The following is a 19,611-nucleotide window of genomic DNA, read 5'->3' as shown; positions in this document are numbered from 1 at the left end:
CGAATCCTGTGGGGCGAAGCGTGCTGCCACTGGGGCAACCCGGAGAACTGTACGGGGGTCGGGCGGCACAAGCAAATCGCCCCCGCCACGGTCTCCCGGGCGGGGGCGAAGAGTGCCTTGAGCTGCGGTTCAGCGGACCTCGGTGATCTCCGGGCCGCGCGCGAACGGGTCCAGCGCGGCGCTGCCGAAGCGGGCGCCGGCGCCGTCCTCGGTCGGTGCGGCACCACCGTCGGCGACCATCTGGGCGTCCTCCGGCAGCTTCAGCACGATCGGGTCGCGCGGAGCCATCGGGACCTCGCCGCGGACGACGACGGTCTGCTGGAAGACCTGCTCCAGGATCCCGGCCATCTCCGGCTGCACGGCAGCCTGACCGGAGATCACTCCGCGCAGGAACCAGCGCGGGCCGTCACAGCCGACGAAGCGGACCAGCTGGACACCCTGGGTGCCGTCCGGGAGCTGTACGGGGACCTGGGCCCGGAGGTGCCAGCCCAGCGGGCCTTCCTCCTCCTCGACCAGGCCGCCCTGCGAGGTGATGCCGTTGGCGATCTCCTCGCGGACCTCGCCCCAGATGCCCTCGGACTTGGGGGCGGCGAAAGCCTGCAACTGAATGGCGCTGTTGCCGAGGACCAGGGTGGCGGCGACGATCGAGTCACCTGCCACCTCGACCCGCAGCTCCATGCCCTCGACCCCGGGGACGAGCAGACCGCCGAGGTCCACCCGGCCTTCTTCGGGCTGTTCCAGCTCGGAGTGGTCCCACGGACCGTCCGGGCGGGGAGCCGGCGGCAGGCCGACCCGCTCCGCCGGGTCCAGCTCGGTGTTGTTCTCGCTCTCGGAGTCGGCGGAACCTTCGACGTCATCGGCCGGCTCGTCGGCGCTGATGGCGTCGTCGGCGAGCTGCTCGACAGCGTCCTCGCTCTTCTGGCGACGACGGAACACGGTCACTGTCCTTCCCGGTCCAAGACCGACACGAATACCTGCTCGGCCGCGGGCAGCCTAGACCGCGGCATGGCCACCGGTCGACCCGAACCCACCCTCGGCACGTGCCGACCCGGGCAGTTCGGCCACCTCGTGGAAGCGGGCCTTCTCGACCTGCTGGACGACCAGCTGGGCGATCCGGTCCCCACGGCGGAAGCTGACACCCTCGCGCGGGTCCAGATTGACGACGATCACCTTGATCTCCCCACGGTACCCGGCATCGACCGTCCCTGGGGCGTTCACAAGGGCAACTCCGCAACGAGCTGCCAGACCCGACCGCGGGTGCACGAACGCCGCGTAGCCGTCCGGCAGCGCGATGGCCACACCGGTGGGCAGGACGATCCGCTCCCCGGGTGCGAGCTCCGCGTCGACCGTGGTGCGCAGGTCGGCTCCCGCGTCGCCGGGCTGCGCGTAGGCGGGCAGGGGCAGCTCGGGGTCGATTCGCCTGATCAGGACGTCTACCGGCGGGCGGGCGGTGGTGCTCACGGATTCACCTCGAAGGCTCTGGCGCGCTTGAACAGGTCCGGGTCGTCCAAGGCCTTCTTGATGTCCTCGGGACGACCGTGCTGGGTGAAGTGTTCCAGCTTCACCTGGATGAAGAGCGCCTGCGCCCTGATCGCCACCGGTCCGTCGGGGCCGCCGATCCGGCCCTCCGCCGCGCTGTAGATCTTGCGGCCGTGCACGCCGGTGATCCTCGCCCGGATGTGCAGCACCGAGTCGACCGGCACCGGCCGGACGAAGTCCGTCTCCAGGCGGCCGGTGACGGCGGCCGCGTGCAGCAGCCAGTTCAGCGAGCCGAGGGTCTCGTCCATCGCCGTCGTCAGCAGGCCGCCGTGGGCCAGTCCGGGACCGCCCTGGTGGCCCGCCCCGACGGTGAACTCGGCGGTGACGTCCAGGCCCTCGCCGGCCACCACGGTCATCCGCAGCCCGGCCGGGTGCTGCGGACCGCAGCCGAAGCAGTGGTCGTAGTGCGAGCCCACCAGCGTCCCGGGGGCCGGGGCCTCGGGCGCCCGGGGCGGGAGCACGGCCTCCTGCGGCGGGGTGGTCGGCGAGAGCTGGGCGGCGGGGCGCTCGGCGGGCTGCTCGGAGCCCTTCGGCGCCGGCTGCGAGGTTATGGATCCGGTCACGGAAACAACCCTACCGACCGGTAGCAAGGGGTGGGCCGGGGGCGCCGTCCCGCTCCGCGGGGGCCGGTGACCACAATGGGGGCATGTACGACGAACGCCTCACCGCACCCCGCTCCTGGTGGCTCCTCCCGGTCGCGCTCGGGCTGACGCTCGCGCTGATCCTGCTGCGGGTCGGCGGGGTGGCCGCGCTGATCGGGCTGGTGATCGGCGTCGCCGCCGGGGCGGCCGCCGTCAACAGCTACGGCTCCGCCCGGATCCGGGTGGTGCAGGGCTCGCTGGTGGCCGGCCAGGCCCGGATCCCGGTCGAGGCGCTCGGCGAGGCGCACCCGCTGACCCCGGTCGAGGCGGTGGCCTGGCGCGGCGTGAAGGCGGACCCGCGGGCCTTCATGCTGCTGCGCAGCTACGTCCCGACGGCGCTGCGGGTCGAGGTGACCGACCCGGCCGACCCGACGCCGTACCTGTACCTGTCGACCCGCTCGCCCGAGCGGCTGGCGGCGGCACTGGCCGAGGCGCGCCGGCGCACCGCCTGAGCGGCCCCGGCGGACCCGCGCCGGTGCGGGCCCCGGACACGGAGGAGGGACGGTTCCGCTGCTGCGGGACCGTCCCTCCGGTTTCCAGTGCTCCAGGTGCCGCTGGCGACGCCGCTCGCACCGGTGCCACGGCCGCTTCCGCGACCGTGCTTGCTGCAGGTACCGCCGGTGGTGCTGTTACTGCTGAGTGCTGCAGGACCAGCCTGCCGGTGCGACCGACGGAACGGCCGCCGGATCTGCCTCCGGCCCCGCTGCCCGGGGCCGGACGGGGCGGTGTACCGAGCCCACGGGAGCCGTGGGACCCGGGCCGTGACCGCCCGGTGCTCAGGCGCCGCAGTCCCGGCAGATCGGGTTGCCGTTCTTCTCGCTGTACAGCTGGCTGCGGTGGTGCACCAGGAAGCAGCTCATGCAGGTGAACTCGTCGGCCTGGCGCGGGAGCACCCGGACGGAGAGTTCCTCGTTCGAGAGGTCGGCACCGGGGAGCTCCAGGCCCTCCGCCGCCTCGAACTCGTCGACGTCGACCGAGCTGGTCGACTTCTCGTTCCGACGAGCCTTCAGTTCTTCGATGCTGTCCTCGTTGAGGTCGTCATCGGTCTTGCGTGGGGTGTCGTAGTCCGTTGCCATTTTTTTCGCTCTCCCCCTCCGGGTGTCTGCGGTGTGTGCGGTATCTCCAGCGCACGTAACGCACGGGGGGCCGGTGTTGTGCCCGACCCGAGGCGGAGATTTTGCCTTACTTCAAGCCCTGTTACTCAATCGACACCCGGCCCGGGGCCCGTTGGGGTGATCCGATCGGGCCCGGGCGGCCTCACTCAGGGCCATCAAGGGCGGGCCCGCACCCCCCATGACCGGACACGCTCGGTGACCGTCCACCGGACGGGACACCTCCGCCGACCGGGCCCACCTGCGATGACCGCCGTTCCCGCCGGGCCGGCCGGGGGCGGCCGGCGACCACGGAGAGCAACCGTCGCGGCGCTCGCCATGATCACCCTACGGGGTCGCCCGATCGTGTGGCGCTACCGGGTGTGACCTTCGTCACGTTACGAATTTTTCGGGCAAACTCTTGGAAATCCACCCACCGTGAGCGCCCCTTCGCGCCCCCCGCGGACTACTTCTTCGCCGCGTTGGCGGCCCGGCGCGCCAGCAGCGCCGCCTGCCGCTCGTCGAACTTGGTCGCCTGGGCGTCCAGCCCGTCCAGGAAGAGGCCGAGCTCCTGCTGGGCCTGCAGGCCCTCCGGGCCGAGGCCGGAGATCTCCATGACCTTGAGGTGGCGCAGCACCGGCTGCAGCACGTCGTCGTGGTGGATCCGGAGGTTGTAGATGCCGCCGATGGCGATCTGGGCGGCCGAGCGCTCGAAGCCGGGCATGCCGTGGCCGGGCATCCGGAAGTTGATCACCACGTCGGCGATCGCCCGCATGGCCTGGTCCGGCGCGATCTCCAGGGCCGCGCGCAGCAGGTTGCGGTAGAAGACCATGTGCAGGTTCTCGTCGTTGGCGATCTTCGCCAGCAGCTGCTCGCAGAGCGGGTCGCCGGCGAAGTGGCCGGTGTTGCGGTGCGAGATCCGGGTCGCGAGCTCCTGGAAGGCCACGTACGCGACCGAGTGCAGCATGCTGTGCGCGTTGTCGGACTCGAAGCCCTCGGACATGTGCATCATCCGGGCCCGCTCCAGCTCGACCGGGTCGACCGCGCGGGTGGCCAGCAGGTAGTCGCGGAGCGCTATGCCGTGCCGGCCCTCCTCGGCGGTCCAGCGGTGCACCCAGGTGCCCCAGGCGCCCTCGCGGCCGAACATGGTGGCGATCTCGTGGTGGTAGCTGGGGAGGTTGTCCTCGGTCAGCAGGTTGACCACCAGCGAGACCCGGCCGAGCGGGGTCACCTTGGACTGGGACAGGTCCCAGGCCTCGCCGCCGAGCACACCGTCGAAGTCGCGGCCCTGGCTCCACGGGACGTACTCGTGGGGCATCCACTCCTTGGCGACCTTGAGGTGGCGGTTGAGTTCGGTCTCCACCACCTCTTCGAGGGCGAGGATCAGACGCGCGTCGGTCCAGGCGCTCGAAGCGGTCGATGCGGTGCGCTGCACGGGGGCGATGGTCACGGCTCTTGCTCCTGGGGGACGGGCACGCGGGGCACACTTACGGATGCGTAGGTTACGACACCGTAAGTTGCTCGGACCGGAAATGACAAGCCGCCCCCGCCAGCACTTATGTCGTTCTGACACGGCCGGCGGGGGCGGCGGGATGGTCCGCGCACGGAGCGCGGAAGTGCCCGAGGGCGTGTGCGGGCGCCTACCGGCCCGCGAGGAGGATCAGGCTCCCGGAATGCGCACCCTCATGGTCAGGCCGCCTCCGGCGCGCGGAGTGGCCTCGATGGCACCACCGTGCGCCCGGACCACCGACCGGACGATCGAGAGCCCGAGTCCGACCCCCTTGTCGCTGCGGGTCCGGTCGGCGCCCTTGACCCGGCGGAACGGCTCGAAGATGTGCTCCAGCTCGTACCCCGGGACCACCGGCCCGGTGTTGCTCACCACCAGCTCGCCGCCGCCCCCGGGCACCTCGGCGGTGGAGATCTCCACCCAGCCGTCCGCCGAGTTGTAGCGCACCGCGTTCTGGATCAGGTTCAGCGCGATCCGCTCCAGCAGGACGCCGTTGCCGGAGACCACCACCGGCGTCAGCTCGGCCTTGATCTCCACCTCCCGGCGGGCCGCCTCCGGGCGGATCTGCTCCAGCGCCCTGGTGGCCACCTCGGAGAGTTCGACCGGCCTGCGGTCGATCAGCTCGTTGTCGCTGCGGGCCAGCAGTAGCAGGCCCTCGACCAGCTGTTCGCTGCGCTCGTTGGTGGCCAGCAGGGTCTTGCCGAGCTGCTGCAGGTCCGGCGAGGCCGCCGGGTCCGAGAGCTGGACCTCCAGCAGGGTCCGGTTGATCGCCAGCGGGGTGCGCAGCTCGTGCGAGGCGTTGGCGACGAACTTGCGCTGCGAGTCGAAGGAGCGGTCGAGGCGGTCCAGCATGTCGTCGAAGGTGTCCGCCAGCTCCTTGAGCTCGTCGTCCGGGCCGTCCAGCTCGATCCGGCGGTGCAGGTCGGAGCTGGCCACCTCGCGGGCGGTGCGGGTGATCCGGCCGAGCGGGCGCAGCACCCGGCCGGCCATCGCGTAGCCGGCCGCGAAGGCGATCACGGCGAGGCAGACCAGCACGGTGAGGGACTTGCGCAGCAGGGTGTCCAGCGCGCGCTGGGACTGGCCCGCCTGGTAGTGGCTGAACCACTGGTTGAAGGTCTGGGCGGTGACGTTCTGGTTGTCCGGGGTGAGGATCGAGACGCCCGGGCCGATCTGCAGGTTGGGGGGCGCGGCGTCGTGGAAGGCCTGCTGGATGAAGAAGTACATCAGCATCAGCAGGACGACGCCGGCCATCAGGAACATGCCGCCGTACAGCAGCGTGAGCCGCATCCGGATGGTCGGCCGGAAGGGCATCCAGGCGAGCAGGCCGTCACCGGGCGTGTAGATCTGCTGGGACTGGTGCGACTGGATCCTGGGCGCGCGCGGGGGCTGGGCCGGACGGGGCGGTACGGCGCGCGGGCCGCCGGCGGGCGCGCCGGAGGGCCCGCCGGCCGGGGGCGGGGTGGTCATGATGGTCCTCTCGGGGTGAACGAGGCGGTGGGCCGGGCCGCGGGCCCGGCGGGTGCTCCGGCGCGGATCAGATCCGGTAGCCGGAACCGGGGACGGTGATGATCACCGGCGGGTCGCCGAGCTTGCGGCGCAGGGTCATCACGGTGACCCGGACGACGTTGGTGAAGGGGTCGGTGTGCTCGTCCCAGGCCTTCTCCAGCAGTTGCTCGGCCGAGACGACGGCGCCGCCGGCCCGCATCAGCACCTCCAGGACGGCGAACTCCTTGGGGGCCAGCTGGATCGGCCGGCCGTCGCGGATGACCTCCCGGCGGCCGGGGTCGAGCGAGATGCCGGCCCGCTCCAGCACCGGCGGCAGGGGGACGGTCGCGCGGCGGCCGAGGGCCCTCACCCGGGCGACGAGTTCGCTGAAGGCGAACGGCTTGGGGAGGTAGTCGTCCGCGCCGATCTCCAGGCCCTCGACCCGGTCGCTGATGTCGCCGGAGGCGGTCAGCATGATCACCCGGGTCGCCAGGCCCTGGTCGACCACGCTGCGGCAGACGTCGTCACCGTGCACCAGGGGGAGGTCCCGGTCGAGGACGACGACGTCGTAGTCGTTGACCGCGATCCGCTGGAGGGCGGCCTCCCCGTCGTAGACCACGTCCACGGCCATGGCCTCGCGGCGCAGTCCGGTGGCGACGGCTTCGGCGAGCAGCTGCTCGTCCTCCACGACGAGTACCCGCACGATGGTTGTCCCTTCTCCAGGCACCGCCCCACCGTGGACCGCCCGCAGGGCAGGCTGCGCGGGCGCGCGGCCGAGGTCCACCGGGAGCGGACGCACGACTCCGACGGTGTGTACATCCTGCCTGGTGGTGCGGTAAAGCAGGGGTAAGTCCGAAGGCCGCGCTCCGGTTGGACTGTGACGCGGGCAACTTTCTTTTGCGGGGAGGTTTCCCCCGCCGGGGGCTGGGGAGGACCAGTGCACACCCGCGATCTGGCTGTTGGCCGGTCGCACCCACCCGCCGTGCGTTCATCCGCACCGGCCTGGGGGCTGGGACGTCACCGGGAGCGGCCGTAGGCCGTCTCCGCGCCCGACCGGAGAAGTACAGGCCCCGGTCCCGGACGCTTTCGTTGGCACCGGACCCGCTCGCCGGGGAACTCACGACCGTGCACGTCCGACACAGTAAGGGGGCCCGTATGGACGCCTTCACCGCCGGAATCCTGCAGCGCATACAGAACGCCGAACAGGATCTGCACCGCGCTATCGAGTCGGGGGACGAGTTCCTGGCCGAGGTCGAGCAGTCCGAGCTGGACGATCTCCGCCGGCTCGCCGCCGACCACGGCGTCGACACCGTGCTGGAGCGGCACCGCGCCGCTGCCTGACACCACCACCGCACCGCCCACCGCTGCCCGACCCGCCGGTCAACCGGTCCGACCCGCAGCGGTCCGCGAAACCCAAGCCCTGGTGCCCCCGCACCAGGGCTCTTCGCTGTCCCGGTCCGGCGGGTGGACCCGGACAGCGAAGGCCCTCGCTCAGTCGCGCCAGGCGCCGAGCTCCTCCAGGCGGGCCTGGAGCGGCTCGAAGACCCCGGGCGGCGCCGCCACGGTGAGCAGGCCGTCGGCCGGCCGGCCGGGGCGGCCGCCGGACAGGGCGCCCGCCTCCGCAGCGATCAGCAGGCCGGCCGCGCGGTCCCAGGGCTGCAGGCCGCGCTCGTAGAAACCGTCCAGCCGGCCGGCCGCCAGGTCGCAGAGGTCGACGGCGGCGGCCCCGGCCCGGCGGATGTCCCGGACCTCGGGCATCAGCCCGAGGAGCACCTCCGCCTGCCGGACCCGCACCGCCTGGACGTAGCTGAACCCGGTGCCGACCAGCGCCTGGCCCCAGGGGGCGGCCGGGCGGGTGCGGATCGGCCGGCCGTCGAGGTGGGCGCCGCCGCCGAGCACGGCGTGGAAGACCTCGCCCCGGGCCGGGACGGCGACCACGCCGACCACCGCCCGGCCGTCCAGCTCGGCGGCCACGCTGACACCCCAGGAGGGCAGCCCGTACAGGTAGTTGACCGTGCCGTCGAGCGGGTCCACCACCCAGCGCACGCCGCTGCGGCCGGGCCGGTCGGCGCCCTCCTCGCCGAGGTAGCCGTCGTCCGGGCGGCGTCGGCCGATCAGCTCAAGGACGAGCTGCTCGGAGGCCAGGTCCATCTCGGTGACCACGTCGACCGGGCTGCTCTTGGTGCCCGCCACCCCGAGGTCGGCCGGGCGGCCGTCGCGCAGCAGGGCGCCGGCCAGGTCGGCGGCCTCCAGGGCGACGGAGAGCAGCTCGTCGAGCAGGTCGGGGCTGGGCACGGGGTCGGGCACGGGGTCGGTCCTCTCGACGGGTGGGCGGGCGCTCACGCCTCGGCGACGGCCGGGCGGGGAGCCCTCGGGTTGGGGCAGCAGGCCACGGCGCAGACGTCGTGGCTGGGACCGAGCGCGCCGAGGGCGCAGCGGACGGGAGCCTCACCGCGCTCGGTGGCCGCCCGCTCCAGCACGAGTTCGCGCACCGCGGCGGTGAACCGGGGGTCGGCGCCGACCGTGGCGGCCCGGGCGACCGGCAGGCCGAGTTCGGCGGCCTTGGCGCGGGCCTCGGTGTCGAGGTCGTACTTGACCTCCATGTGGTCCGAGACGAAGCCGATCGGCACCATCACCACCGCCGGGGCACCGGCCGCGTGCACGGCCTCCAGGTGGTCGCAGATGTCCGGTTCCAGCCAGGGGGTGTGCGGCGCGCCGCTGCGGCTCTGGAACACCAGTTCCCAGGGGCGCCCGGCGACCCCGGTCGCCTCGGCCACGGCCTCGGCGATCTGCCGGGCGAGGTCGAGGTGCTGGGCGACGTACGCGCCGCCGGGGGTGCCGCGGGCCGGGTCGTCGGGGGCGCCGGAGGTCTCGGCCATGGTGTCCGGGACGGAGTGGGTGGTGAAGGCCAGCCGGGCGCCGGACCGGACGGCCTCGGGCAGGGCGTCGAGGGCGGCCAGCGTCGCGTCGGTCATCGGACGGACGAACCCGGGGTGGTTGTAGAAGTGCCGGAGCTTGTCGACCCGCAGGGCGGGCAGGCCCTCGGCGGCGAGCTGTCCGAGGGCGTCGGCGAGGTTCTCGCGGTACTGGCGGCACCCGGAGTAGCCGGCGTAGGCGCTGGTGGCGAGGACCGCGATCCGGCGGTGGCCGTCGGCGGCCATCTCACGCAGGGTGTCGACCAGGTACGGGGCCCAGTTGCGGTTTCCCCAGTAGACCGGCAGGTCCAGGCCGTGGCCGGCGAAGTCCTTGCGCAGGGCGGCGAGCAGCTCGCGGTTCTGCTCGTTGATCGGGCTGACGCCGCCGAACAGGAAGTAGTGCTTGCCGACCTCCTTCAGGCGCTCCTTCGGGATGCCGCGGCCCCGGGTGACGTTCTCCAGGAAGGGCACCACGTCCTCGGGGGCCTCGGGCCCGCCGAAGGAGAGCAGCAGCAGGGCGTCGTAGGGCGCGGCCGGGCCGGCCGCTCCGGGCTCGGTGGCCGCGGCGGCCGGGTCGGCCGGCCGGGTGACAGCGGCCCCGGCGCCGGGGAGTGAGGGTTTGCGCGCGTCGGACATGAGGCTGATCCTGCCACTGCGGGGGTCGGGCCCGCGGGCAGGCCCGCAGCCGGATGTCCGGTATATCTCGTTTGCCAAGGTACGTAAGCTGTGTTTGCCAGCCATGTTCCTTACCCCCGCGGAGACCCCGTGCTGTCCAGCTACCGCCAGATCTTCGCCGCCCCCGGCAGTCTGGCCTTCTCCTCGACCGGCTTCGTCGCCCGGTTGCCGATCTCCATGACCGGCATCGGCATCGTCACGATGCTGGCGGAACTGCGTGGCTCCTGGGGGCTGGCCGGCGCCGTCTCGGCGGTGCTGGCCCTGGCGGCGGCGGTGGCCGGCCCGCAGGTCTCCCGGCTGGTGGACCGCTACGGGCAGCGCCGGGTGGCCCTGCCCGCGACCGCGGTCACCCTCGCCGCCGCGACCGGGCTGCTGCTCTCCGCCCGCCTCGGCGCACCGGACTGGACGCTCTTCGTCTGGGCCGCCGCCATGGGCGGCATGCCCAGCACCGGCGCGATGGTCCGCGCCCGCTGGGCCCACCTGTACCGCGACGAGGGCCCCAAGCTGCACACCGCCTACTCCCTGGAGGCGGTGGTGGACGAGATCTGCTTCATCGTCGGCCCGATCCTCTCCATCGGCCTGGCCACCACCGTCTTCCCGGAGGCGGGCGTCCTGCTGGCCGCGGTGTTCCTGGCGGTGGGCATCGCCCTGTTCACCGCGCAGCGCGGCACCGAGCCGCCGCTGCACCCGGAGGCGCACCACGGCGGCGGCTCGGCGATCCGCAACTCGGGGCTCCAGGTGCTGGTGCTGACCTTCGTCGCGACCGGGGCGATCTTCGGCTCGGTGGAGGTGGTCACCGTGGCCTTCGCGAAGGCGCAGGGCCACGTCACCTCCTCCAGCCTGGTGCTCGCCGTCTACGCGCTCGGCTCCTGCCTGGCCGGCGTGGTCTTCGGGACGCTGAAGCTCAAGGGGTCGATGGCACGCCGGTTCATCCTGGGGGTCGCCGTGATGGCGGTCAGCATGGTGCCGCTGGTGATCGTGGGGCAGACGGTGAGCGGCACCCCGGGGATGCTGGCCATCGGCGGCGCGCTGTTCGTCGCCGGCACCTCCATCTCGCCGACCCTGATCACCGCGATGGCCCTGGTCGAGAAGCTGGTGCCGGCCGCCCAGCTCACCGAGGGGATGACCTGGACCACCACCGGGCTCGCCCTGGGCGTCGCGCTCGGCTCCTCCGCGGCCGGCTGGGCGGTGGACGCCGCCGGCGCCCCCGCCGGGTACTGGGTGCCGGTGGCGGCCGCCGCCTTCGGCGCGCTGACGGCGCTGGCGGGCCTCGGCCGGCTGCACGCCGGACTGCCGGCCGAGGGCAGCGGCGAAGGGGCCCCGCAGACCGTAGACCTGGGGCGTTGAACTGACTACGCTCCCTACCCACGGGTAGCGGTCTGGAGTCCGGCTCGCCGCGCGACCCCGGACACCGCCGACACCGTTCGGCCACGGAGCAGGAGGCAGCGCAATGCCCCAGGCCATCACCGCCGGCCGCTGGACCAACTGGGCCGGCAACCAGAGTGCCCGGCCCGCCGAGGTGGCCACGCCCGCCTCGGCGGCCGAACTGGGCGAGCTGGTCCGGCGGGCCGCCGAGGCCGGCCGCACGGTCAAGGCCGTCGGGTCCGGGCACTCCTTCACCGCGATAGCCTCGGCCGGCGACGGCCTGCTGGTCCGCCCGGACGCGCTCACCGCCGTCCGCGAGCTGGACCGCGAGGCCGGCACCGTCACCGTCGAGTCCGGCCTGCCGCTCTCCCGGCTGAACCGGCTGCTGGAGGCCGCGGGCCTGTCGCTGGCCAACATGGGCGACATCGAGGTGCAGACCGTGGCCGGCGCCACCAGCACCGGCACCCACGGCACCGGCCGCGAGTCCGGCTCGCTGGCCGCCCAGATCCGCGCGCTGGAGATCGTCCTCGCCGACGGCAGCGTGCAGCACTGCTCACCGACCGAGAACCCCGAGCTGTTCCAGGGCGCCCGGCTGGGCCTCGGCGCGCTCGGCGTGATCAGCGCGATCACCTTCGGCGTGGAGCCGGCCTTCCTGCTGACCGCGCACGAGCAGCCGATGCGCTTCGACGAGGTGATCGGCCGGCTGGACGACCTGACGGCGGTCAACGAGCACTTCGAGTTCTACTGGTTCCCGCACACCGACCGCTGCTCCACCAAGCGCAACAACCGCAGCCAGGGGCCGGCCGCCCCGCTGCCCCGCTTCAAGGCCTGGCTGGACGACGAGTTCCTCTCCAACACCGTCTGGGAGGGTGCCTGCCGGGTGGGGCGGCGCTTCCCCGGGACGGTCCCGTCGATCGCGGCCCTGGCCAGCCGGGCCTGGTCGGAGCGGACGTACACCGACACCGCCTACAAGGTGTTCACCAGCCCGCGCACCGTGCGCTTCGTCGAGATGGAGTACGCGGTGCCGCGCGAGGCGGCCGCCACCGTGCTGCGTGAGCTGAAGGCGCTGGTCGAGCGCTCGCAGTGGCGGATCAGCTTCCCCGTCGAGGTGCGGTTCGCACCCGCCGACGACCTCTGGCTGTCCACCGCGAGCGGGCGGGACAGCGTCTACATCGCCGTCCACCTCTACCGGGGCACCGCCGAGCAGGGCTACTTCACCGAGGTGGAGAAGCTGATGACCGCCCACCAGGGCCGTCCGCACTGGGGCAAGCTGCACACCCGGGACGCCGAGTACCTGGCCGGGGCCTACCCGCGCTTCGGCGACTTCACGGCACTGCGCGACAAGGTCGACCCGCAGCGGCTGTTCGGCAACGACTACCTGCGGCGGGTGCTCGGCGCCTGACCGCCCGCGCTCACGGGGTGGCCGGAGTCCCGCCGGGAGCCGTCGCGGCTCCGCCCGGGGCCGGGGCCGCGGGCTCGGGGGAGACCTGACCGGACGGGGAGGCCTGGCCCGACGGCGAGGAGCCGGCGTCCGGGGAGGAGCCGGCGGAGGGCCGGCCGGCGGGCCCGGACGGCTGCCCGGCCGAGGGCGAGGAGGACGGCTTCGCCGACGGTGCGGCGGACGGCGTGGAGGAGGCACCCGCGCCGGCGCCGGGGCTCGCGGCGGAGGAGGCGGATCCGGGGGACGGCGGGGAGGACGGCTTCGTCGACGGCGTGCCGTGCACCGAGCCGCCGAAGGACGTCCCCTGGCCGGTCCCGCCCTGGACGGTCGCCGACACCGGCTGGCCGGTCACCAGCTCGAAGGCGACGATCGGCACCATCGCCAGCAGGAAGACCAGCCCCGGCAGCACCAGCGCCGACCGCCAGGACCGCCGCGGGCGCGCCCGCAGGACCTTGGAGCTGTTCCAGTCCGAGGACGGCGCCGGCTCCCCCGCGTCGGCCGGCGGCCCGGCGGCCGGCGAGGGCGGGGCCGCGCCGGCCCCCGTGCCCCGGTCGGCCGCCACCCGCAGCTGGTCGCCGGTGCGGCGGAAGATGTGGTGGAACACGGCCGTGCTGGTGGTGGCCGCGACGCTGACCACCGCCGCGCCGATGACGGTGCCGGCCACCCCGAGTTCGGAGGCGAGCAACGCGCCCACCATGGTGGCGAGCGCGCTCGCGGCGACCTGAGCCATGCTCAGATCGATCCGCTTCCCGCCCTTCTCCGCCGCCCCGGCGGGCTTCTGCTCCGGCATCAACATCCCTCGGTCATTCGACTGCTCTTCGAACAAGTCATTCCATCTTGCCCAAAGAAGGACACAAGGGGCGAATGTCCGGTTCTTCGCGGTCGATATATGTGAAGATGATCACCGTGCGGTTGCCAACGGTCCGCCATTGAGGTGGCCACTCTTGAGATTCCCGTGAATCGCGGGAGACTTGAGCGGCGAGCCGCCCCGCTGGATGCCACGAATGGAGTACTGTTCGTGGAGCCTGAGCCTTCGGTCGACTTGTCGACTGCCCATCAACCGGCAGATCGTCCGACGATCACGGAGCAGGTACGCACGGCGGCGCCCGTCCCGGATCGTCGCGTCACTCCATGTGCGAGGACGGCCGGGACACCCAGGCGCGACGTCGACCGGTGACGTGGCAAAAAGGCAACCGTGCCACAGCGGCGTGCCCGGGCAGAAGCCCGACACGCCGGGGAACTCAGCAAGGTTGTGGCCAGCCGCCAGTGGGCAGGCCACACTCAGTACGGGAGCAGCGACGCAGGTGACGTCGGCAGGCACCACCCGGGAGGTAACCGTGCCCGAACTGCGCGTCGTGGCCGTCAGCAACGACGGCACACGGCTGGTGCTCAAGGCTGCCGACAGCACGGAGTACACCCTCCCCATCGACGAGCGGCTGCGCGCCGCCATCCGCGGGGACCGGCCGCGCCTCGGCCAGATCGAGATCGAGGTCGAGAGCCACCTCCGCCCCCGTGACATCCAGGCGCGGATACGAGCCGGTGCCTCCGCCGAGGAGGTCGCCCAGGCCGCCGGGATCTCCGTCGACCGGGTCCGCCGCTTCGAGGGCCCCGTGCTCGCCGAGCGTGCCTTCATGGCCGAGCGCGCCCGCAAGACCGCCATCCGCCGGCACGGCGAGTCCACCGGGCCCCAGCTCGGCGAGGCCGTCGCCGAACGGCTCGCCCTGCGCGGCGCCGAGAAGGACACCGAGCGCTGGGACTCCTGGCGCCGCGACGACGGCACCTGGGAGGTCATCCTCGGGTACCGCGCGGACGGCGAGGGCCGCACCGCCAGCTGGACGTACGACCCGCCGCGGCGGCTCGTGCAGCCCAACGACGACGAGGCCCGCGCGCTGATCGGCGAGAACGTCGAGCGCGAGGACGAGCAGGTCTTCCCGTTCATCCCGCGGATCGCCAGGCTGCCGCACGACCGGCCGCTGCGCCCGATGATCGACCGCCCCTCCGCGGACCGCATCATGTCGGCCCGTGAGGTGCGGGAGTCGCGGGAGGCCACGGCCGACGCACGGGACTCGCTGACCAGCCTGCTGGACGTGGTGCCCGCCTTCCGCGGCGACCTCGCGGTCGGCAGCCCGGCCCCGGTCGAACCCGCCGTGGCCGAGGTGGTCGAGGAGGCCGAGGAGCCGGCGGCGCCCGCGGCAGGCATCGGCGCGGGCTCCGCGTACGCCGACATCCTGATGCCGCGCGCGGTCGCCCCGCACCGCGAGCGGCTGGTCGGCACCACCGACCGGCAGGCCGAGGCGGACGGCGTCCGCCCCGGGCGGCGTGCCACCGTGCCCAGCTGGGACGAGATCGTCTTCGGCAGCCGGCGCAAGAAGCAGGAGTAGCAACAGCACCGAGCAGTACGGCCGGGGGGCCGCTCCCCCCGGGGAGCGGCCGCCCGCGCGCGTGCCGGGTGGTGACGGACGGTCAGCCCGGCTGGGCGCCGGTGGCGACGGGGCGCTGCGGGTCCCTGGACCACTCGCTCCACGAACCCGGGTAGAGCGTGGCCGACAGCCCCGCCACGTCCATGGCCAGGATCTGGTGGGCCGCCGTCACCCCCGAACCGCAGTAGACGGCCACCTCGCCGGTGCCCGCACCGAGCCCGCCGAACCGGGCCGCCAGCGCGGCGGCCGGCAGGAACCGCCCGTCCGCACCGACGTTCTCCGTGGTCGGCGCCGACACCGCGCCGGGGATGTGCCCGGCCTTGGCGTCGATCGGCTCCACCTCGCCGCGGTAGCGCTCGCCGGCGCGGGCGTCCAGCAGCAGTCCGGTCCGGGCGAAGGCGGCCGCGCCGTCCGCGTCCAGGGTCGGCAGCAGGCCGGGCACCGGCTTGAAGTCGCCCGCCTCCGCCGGCGGCAGTTCGCTGCTGAGCGGCAGGCCGGCGGCCTGCCACGCGGCCAGGCCGCCGTCCAGCACCCGCACGTCCGGGTGCCCGGCCCAGCGCAGCAGCCACCAGGCCCGGGCGGCGGACATCGCCGGCCCGGCGTCGTAGACCACCACCGCGCGTTCGGCGCTGACGCCCGCCCGGCCCAGCGCCGCGCCGAGCACCTCCGGATCGGGCAGCGGGTGCCGGCCGGCCGTACCGGGCGGGGCCGCCAGCTCGGCGTCCAGGTCGACGAAGTGCGCCCCGGGCAGGTGCCCGGCCTCGTACTCGCCGCGGCTGGACGTGCTGCCCAGCTGGAAGCGGATGTCGAGCAGCACCGGCGGCCGGGGGGAGGCGAGGGCTGTCTCCAGGTCGGTGACGGAGATCAGCGGGGAGTCCTGCGGAAAGCTGTCCATGGGCGACATTCTTGCGCAGGGCGGCCGGCCGCAAGCTCTTTGTCCCTTCTTTGCCCGTCTCCCCCGCGCGGCCGGGCGCCGCCGCCGCGCCGGTGGTGCGAGCATCGCCCCCTACGCGTGGACCTGCCGCGCCGACCACCCGCGTCGACCACCCGACGCCCCGTGAGGAGACCTGCCCATGCCCGCGGTGACACTCCGTCTGGCCCAGGGCTCACCCTGCTGGACGAGCCTGCTGACCGACGACCTGGAGGGCGCCCGGGCCTTCTACGGCCGACTGTTCGACTGGGAGTTCTCCCCCGGCCCGGACCGGCTCGGCCGGTACGTCCGGGCCCGGGCCGGCGGCGCCCTGGTGGCCGGCCTCGGGATGTCGCCCGGGGCGCCGGGCCACCCGGTCGGCTGGACCACCTACTTCGCGGTGGACCACGCGGACGAGGTCTCGCAGCGGGTGCGCGAGTGCGGCGGAACGGTCGCGGTCGGACCGGTGCAGGCCGGCCGGGCCGGGCGCCTCGCCATCGCCGCCGACCTGGCGGGCGCGGCCTTCGGGCTCTGGCAGGGCGAGGAGCACCTCGGCTGGGAGGCGGCCGGCGAGCCCGGCACCCCGGGCCGCACCGACCTGCTCACCTGCGAGCCGCCGGTGGCCGCCGCGTTCTACCGCTCGGTGCTCGCGGACGAGGTGCGCGCGGCGCAGGCCCCCGGCAGCGGGGTGCCGGACCCCGGCGAGGGGTACGAACTGCTGGCCGGCGGCCGGACGGTGGCCCGGATCCGGCGCGGCGAAGGTCCGGCCCCGGCCCGCTGGCGGACCTGCTTCACCGTCGCCGACACCGCCAGGACGGCCGCGCTGGCCGTCCGGCACGGCGGCCGGGTGGCCACCCCGCCCGCGCGGGGTGCGGCGGACGGCACCGGCCGGGGCGCCGCCGGGGAGGACGGCGCGGGCGGGCGGGTCGTGCACCTGGCCGACCCGCGCGGCGGGCTGTTCTCCGTGGTCGAGGCCGGCTGACCGGCAGCGACCGCGGGCGGGCTGCCGGCCGGCGCCCGAGGCCGTCAGGCCTGCTGCTCGAAGGGCAGCACGTCCGGGGAGAGCACCGAGGCGCGGGCGGTGGCCGCCGTCAGCCGGCGGCGGTGGTGGCGCCGGCAGAGCACCTCGTAGCCGATCTCGTCCTCGCTGACCGAGATGTCGCCGACGACCACCTGCGCGCCCTCGACCACCATCACGCCGCCGACCGTCCGGGCGTTGTGGGTGGCCCGGGCGCCGCACCAGCAGAGCGCCTCGACCTGGAGCACCTCCACCCGGTCGGCGAGTTCGATCAGGCGCTGCGAGCCGGGGAACAGCCGGGTGCGGAAGTCGGTGGTGATGCCGAAGGTGAAGACGTCGATGCCGAGCTCGTCGACCACCCGGGCCAGCTGGTCGACCTGCCCGGCCGCGTAGAAGTTGGCCTCGTCGCAGATCAGGTAGTCCACCCGGCCGCCGGCCGAGAGCAGCTGCACCACGTGGGCGTGGAAGTCGAAGGCGTCCGTCACCTCCACCGCGTCGGCCCGCAGCCCGAGCCGGCTGGAGATGGTGGAGGCACCGGCCCGGTCGTGCCGGGAGAAGATGATCCCCTGCCGTCCGCGCGCGGCGTGGTTGTGGTCCAGCTGGAGCGCGAGCGTCGACTTGCCGCAGTCCATCGTCCCCGAGAAGAACACCAGTTCAGCCATGGGTGGTGCAGAGGCCCTTCAGTTGAGGTGGGCGGTTCGAGGGGGTCAGCCGCGGACTTCGAGCAGCGGCACGTGCTGCTCGACCGGGGTCATCGACCCGTGCAGCCCGATCATCGTGGACTCGCCCGGCTCGCTGCGGGAGGCGATCACCGCCACGTCGTCCCGGGCCGCCGCGACCACGTCGCCGATCCGCTGGTAGACCCGGTCGTCCACGGTGGGCCCGAACCAGCCCGCCGCGATCGCCTGTTCCCGGGTGGCCACCCACATCCGGTCACCGAGCACCTCGCTCCAGACGGTGTGCACGTCGGCCGCCGCCCCCGGCACCGCGTAGACGTGCCGGGCCCGGCCCTCGCCGCCGAGCAGCGCGACGCCGGCGCTCAGCTCCCAGTCCTCGTCGAAGTCGATCCGGTCCTCGGGCGCGATGTCGATCATGCCGTGGTCGGCGGTGACGTACAGCACCGACCTCGGCGGGAGCTGCTCGGCCAGCCGCCGGGCGAGCCGGTCGACGGTGTTCAGCATCATCCGCCAGTCGTCCGAGTCGACCCCGAACCGGTGGCCGGCGCCGTCCAGCTCGCTCACGTACGTGTAGACCAGCGCCCGGTCGTGCTCGGCCAGCCAGCGCGCCGCCAGGTCCATCCGCTCCTCGCCGGTGGTCCGGCCGAGGAAGGTGCCGCCGGAGAGCGCCACCCTGGTCAGCGGGGTGGTCGAGAACAGCGGCGAGGAGACCTGGCAGGTCGCCACGCCCGCCGCCTGCACCTGCTCGAACACCGTCGGGTACGGCTGCCAGACCCGCGGCTCGGTCGGCGGCTGCCAGCGCAGCTGGTTCATCAGGTACCCGGCGCCCGGCACCGCCACCGTGTACCCCGCCAGGCCGTGCAGGCCCGGCGGCAGGCCGGTACCCACCGAGGCCAGCGAGGTCGCGGTGGTCGCCGGGAAGCCGGCCGTCAACGGGCGGCCGGTGTTCCCCAGCGAGCTGCCGGCCAGCGAACTGAGGAACGGCGCGTACTCGGGGTGGCGCAGCAGGAGTTCCCAGCCCAGCCCGTCGACCAGGAACACGCAGGCCCGGTCGGCCGGCGCGACCGGCAGGGTGGACGTGAAGCCGGCCACGCCGAGGCCGGCCGCGACCGAGGGCAGCAGATCGCTGAGCGACCCGCTGCCGTAGAGCGGCGCGGGGGCGTCGGCCGGGTCCAGGATCTCGAAGGAGTCGTAGCCGTCGGCGGGTGCGAGAGTCATCGTGAAGGTGTCTGTTTCCTGGGCTTTCCGGGAGCCGGGGTCAGGGCCGGCCGCTGCTGATCGTCGCCTCGGACAGCGCCCGGGCGAAGACCAGCGCCTGCGCGACCGTCTCCGGCCCGTCGCCGGCCTCGCTGACCCGCAGTGACAGGTCGTCAGCCGTCGCCGAGCCGGTGTAGCCGTGGTCAGCCTCGCAGTTCGGGTCCGAGCAGCCGGCCGGCTCCAGGTCCAGCCGCTGCACCGCGCCCCAGCCGATGGTCAGGACGACCTCGCGGGGCAGCGTGCCCGGGGTGTAGGTCTCCGGGTTGGAGACCATCCGGCTGAGCACGACCGAACCGATCCGGTCGAGCCGGACGCACTCCGTCGAGGTGGTCGCGTACGGCACCGGGCTGTTGGCGTCGCCGGACTGCTCGTCGGTGTGGCTCACCACGAAACGCGTCTGCGTGAGGACCAGCACGGTGACGTGCCGGCGCACCTCGTTGGCGTCGAAGGTGGTCTCCTGGTGCACCAGGTAGGAGCTGATCGGCTCGGAACCCACCGCGGACTCGACCGCCTCGGACACCAGGGCCGGGTAGTAGCCACTGCGCTCGATCGCCGAGCGCAGGTCCTGAGTGGTGGTGGTACCGGTCTTGGCCATAGCTCCATCCTGGCATGGTCCGCCGACGAAGCGGGCGGCACGACGCCGGGATCCCGGCGTACGGGCACCCCGGAT

General features: G+C 73.7%; 20 protein-coding genes. 6 read left to right on the top strand and 14 right to left on the bottom strand.

Annotation, left to right across the window (positions count from 1 at the left end; translation table 11 throughout):
* Positions 1-129: 129 nt before the first annotated feature.
* Genes IE329_RS30390 through IE329_RS30380 form a run of 3 tightly spaced genes read right to left on the bottom strand, consistent with a single transcriptional unit; the run spans position 130 to position 2,000 of the window.
* Positions 130-936, bottom strand: coding sequence for a DUF3710 domain-containing protein (locus tag IE329_RS30390; protein ID WP_190214210.1), 807 nt, complete (start codon positions 934-936; stop codon positions 130-132).
* Between the two features lie 57 nt (positions 937-993).
* Positions 994-1,461, bottom strand: coding sequence for a dUTP diphosphatase (gene dut, locus IE329_RS30385; protein WP_190214209.1), 468 nt, complete (start codon positions 1,459-1,461; stop codon positions 994-996).
* Positions 1,458-2,000 carry a PaaI family thioesterase gene (locus IE329_RS30380; RefSeq protein ID WP_073924914.1) on the bottom strand — a complete coding sequence of 181 codons (543 nt, stop codon included), beginning with the start codon at positions 1,998-2,000 and terminating at the stop codon, positions 1,458-1,460. The genes dut and IE329_RS30380 overlap by 4 nt, the downstream gene beginning before the upstream one ends.
* Positions 2,001-2,185: 185 nt before the next feature.
* On the opposite strand from IE329_RS30380, the gene IE329_RS30375 reads away from it, so the two are divergent.
* The gene (locus IE329_RS30375; RefSeq protein ID WP_190214208.1) at positions 2,186-2,632 is read left to right on the top strand and encodes a DUF3093 domain-containing protein; all 447 of its coding nucleotides are present in this window, start codon (positions 2,186-2,188) and stop codon (positions 2,630-2,632) included.
* Positions 2,633-2,956: 324 nt separating this feature from the next.
* Here the strand turns inward: IE329_RS30375 and IE329_RS30370 are convergent, their stop codons facing one another.
* From IE329_RS30370 to IE329_RS30355, 4 genes are all read right to left on the bottom strand, one after another.
* The gene (locus IE329_RS30370) at positions 2,957-3,256 is read right to left on the bottom strand and encodes a DUF4193 domain-containing protein (protein ID WP_073924890.1); all 300 of its coding nucleotides are present in this window, start codon (positions 3,254-3,256) and stop codon (positions 2,957-2,959) included.
* A gap of 481 nt (positions 3,257-3,737) precedes the next feature.
* On the bottom strand, positions 3,738-4,721 hold the full coding sequence (locus tag IE329_RS30365; RefSeq protein ID WP_073924889.1) for an acyl-ACP desaturase: 984 nt from the start codon (positions 4,719-4,721) through the stop codon (positions 3,738-3,740).
* Positions 4,722-4,931: 210 nt separating this feature from the next.
* Positions 4,932-6,245 (bottom strand): sensor histidine kinase, encoded by a 1,314-nt coding sequence (locus IE329_RS30360; protein ID WP_190214207.1) that lies wholly within the window; start codon positions 6,243-6,245, stop codon positions 4,932-4,934.
* 67 nt (positions 6,246-6,312) lie between these two features.
* Positions 6,313-6,966: a response regulator transcription factor gene (locus tag IE329_RS30355; protein WP_073924887.1), complete on the bottom strand. Its 654-nt coding sequence runs from the start codon at positions 6,964-6,966 to the stop codon at positions 6,313-6,315.
* Between the two features lie 452 nt (positions 6,967-7,418).
* On the opposite strand from IE329_RS30355, the gene IE329_RS30350 reads away from it, so the two are divergent.
* Positions 7,419-7,604: a hypothetical protein gene (locus IE329_RS30350; RefSeq protein ID WP_073924886.1), complete on the top strand. Its 186-nt coding sequence runs from the start codon at positions 7,419-7,421 to the stop codon at positions 7,602-7,604.
* A 150-nt stretch (positions 7,605-7,754) separates the two neighbouring features.
* Here the strand turns inward: IE329_RS30350 and IE329_RS30345 are convergent, their stop codons facing one another.
* Together IE329_RS30345 and IE329_RS30340 are read right to left on the bottom strand one after the other, a co-directional pair.
* Entirely contained in the window at positions 7,755-8,570 is an 816-nt protein-coding gene (locus IE329_RS30345) for an inositol monophosphatase family protein (protein ID WP_190214206.1), read from the bottom strand.
* 32 nt (positions 8,571-8,602) lie between these two features.
* Positions 8,603-9,814 carry a ferrochelatase gene (locus IE329_RS30340; RefSeq protein WP_190214205.1) on the bottom strand — a complete coding sequence of 404 codons (1,212 nt, stop codon included), beginning with the start codon at positions 9,812-9,814 and terminating at the stop codon, positions 8,603-8,605.
* A gap of 129 nt (positions 9,815-9,943) precedes the next feature.
* On the opposite strand from IE329_RS30340, the gene IE329_RS30335 reads away from it, so the two are divergent.
* Positions 9,944-11,200, top strand: coding sequence for an MFS transporter (locus IE329_RS30335; protein ID WP_190214204.1), 1,257 nt, complete (start codon positions 9,944-9,946; stop codon positions 11,198-11,200).
* Between the two features lie 103 nt (positions 11,201-11,303).
* The gene (locus IE329_RS30330) at positions 11,304-12,620 is read left to right on the top strand and encodes a D-arabinono-1,4-lactone oxidase (protein ID WP_190214203.1); all 1,317 of its coding nucleotides are present in this window, start codon (positions 11,304-11,306) and stop codon (positions 12,618-12,620) included.
* Between the two features lie 10 nt (positions 12,621-12,630).
* Here the strand turns inward: IE329_RS30330 and IE329_RS30325 are convergent, their stop codons facing one another.
* Complete coding sequence (locus IE329_RS30325; protein WP_190214202.1) at positions 12,631-13,449, bottom strand: hypothetical protein; 819 nt, start codon at positions 13,447-13,449, stop codon at positions 12,631-12,633.
* A gap of 514 nt (positions 13,450-13,963) precedes the next feature.
* Here IE329_RS30325 and sepH point away from each other — a divergent pair.
* Complete coding sequence (gene sepH / locus IE329_RS30320; protein WP_190214201.1) at positions 13,964-15,040, top strand: septation protein SepH; 1,077 nt, start codon at positions 13,964-13,966, stop codon at positions 15,038-15,040.
* 82 nt (positions 15,041-15,122) lie between these two features.
* Here the strand turns inward: sepH and IE329_RS30315 are convergent, their stop codons facing one another.
* Positions 15,123-15,974, bottom strand: a complete 852-nt coding sequence (locus IE329_RS30315; protein WP_190214200.1) for a sulfurtransferase — start codon at positions 15,972-15,974, stop codon at positions 15,123-15,125.
* Positions 15,975-16,152: 178 nt separating this feature from the next.
* Between IE329_RS30315 and IE329_RS30310 the strand changes: the two genes are divergently transcribed.
* Positions 16,153-16,971 (top strand): VOC family protein, encoded by an 819-nt coding sequence (locus IE329_RS30310; RefSeq protein ID WP_190214199.1) that lies wholly within the window; start codon positions 16,153-16,155, stop codon positions 16,969-16,971.
* Positions 16,972-17,015: 44 nt separating this feature from the next.
* On the opposite strand, the gene IE329_RS30305 is transcribed toward IE329_RS30310, so the two are convergent.
* Genes IE329_RS30305 through IE329_RS30295 form a run of 3 tightly spaced genes read right to left on the bottom strand, consistent with a single transcriptional unit; the run spans position 17,016 to position 19,536 of the window.
* A complete protein-coding gene (locus tag IE329_RS30305; RefSeq protein WP_073924878.1) occupies positions 17,016-17,669 on the bottom strand; it encodes a thymidine kinase in 654 nt (217 codons plus the stop codon).
* Positions 17,670-17,714: 45 nt separating this feature from the next.
* Positions 17,715-18,902, bottom strand: coding sequence for an alkaline phosphatase family protein (locus tag IE329_RS30300; RefSeq protein ID WP_190214198.1), 1,188 nt, complete (start codon positions 18,900-18,902; stop codon positions 17,715-17,717).
* 40 nt (positions 18,903-18,942) lie between these two features.
* Positions 18,943-19,536 (bottom strand): DUF5998 family protein, encoded by a 594-nt coding sequence (locus IE329_RS30295; protein ID WP_190214197.1) that lies wholly within the window; start codon positions 19,534-19,536, stop codon positions 18,943-18,945.
* Positions 19,537-19,611 lie beyond the last annotated feature (75 nt).

The organism is Kitasatospora indigofera, assembly GCF_014655955.1.
Classification (GTDB): Bacteria; Actinomycetota; Actinomycetes; order Streptomycetales; family Streptomycetaceae; genus Kitasatospora; species Kitasatospora indigofera.
Note: the sequence above shows the minus strand (reverse complement) of the source record. Positions and strands in the feature narration are given on the sequence as shown.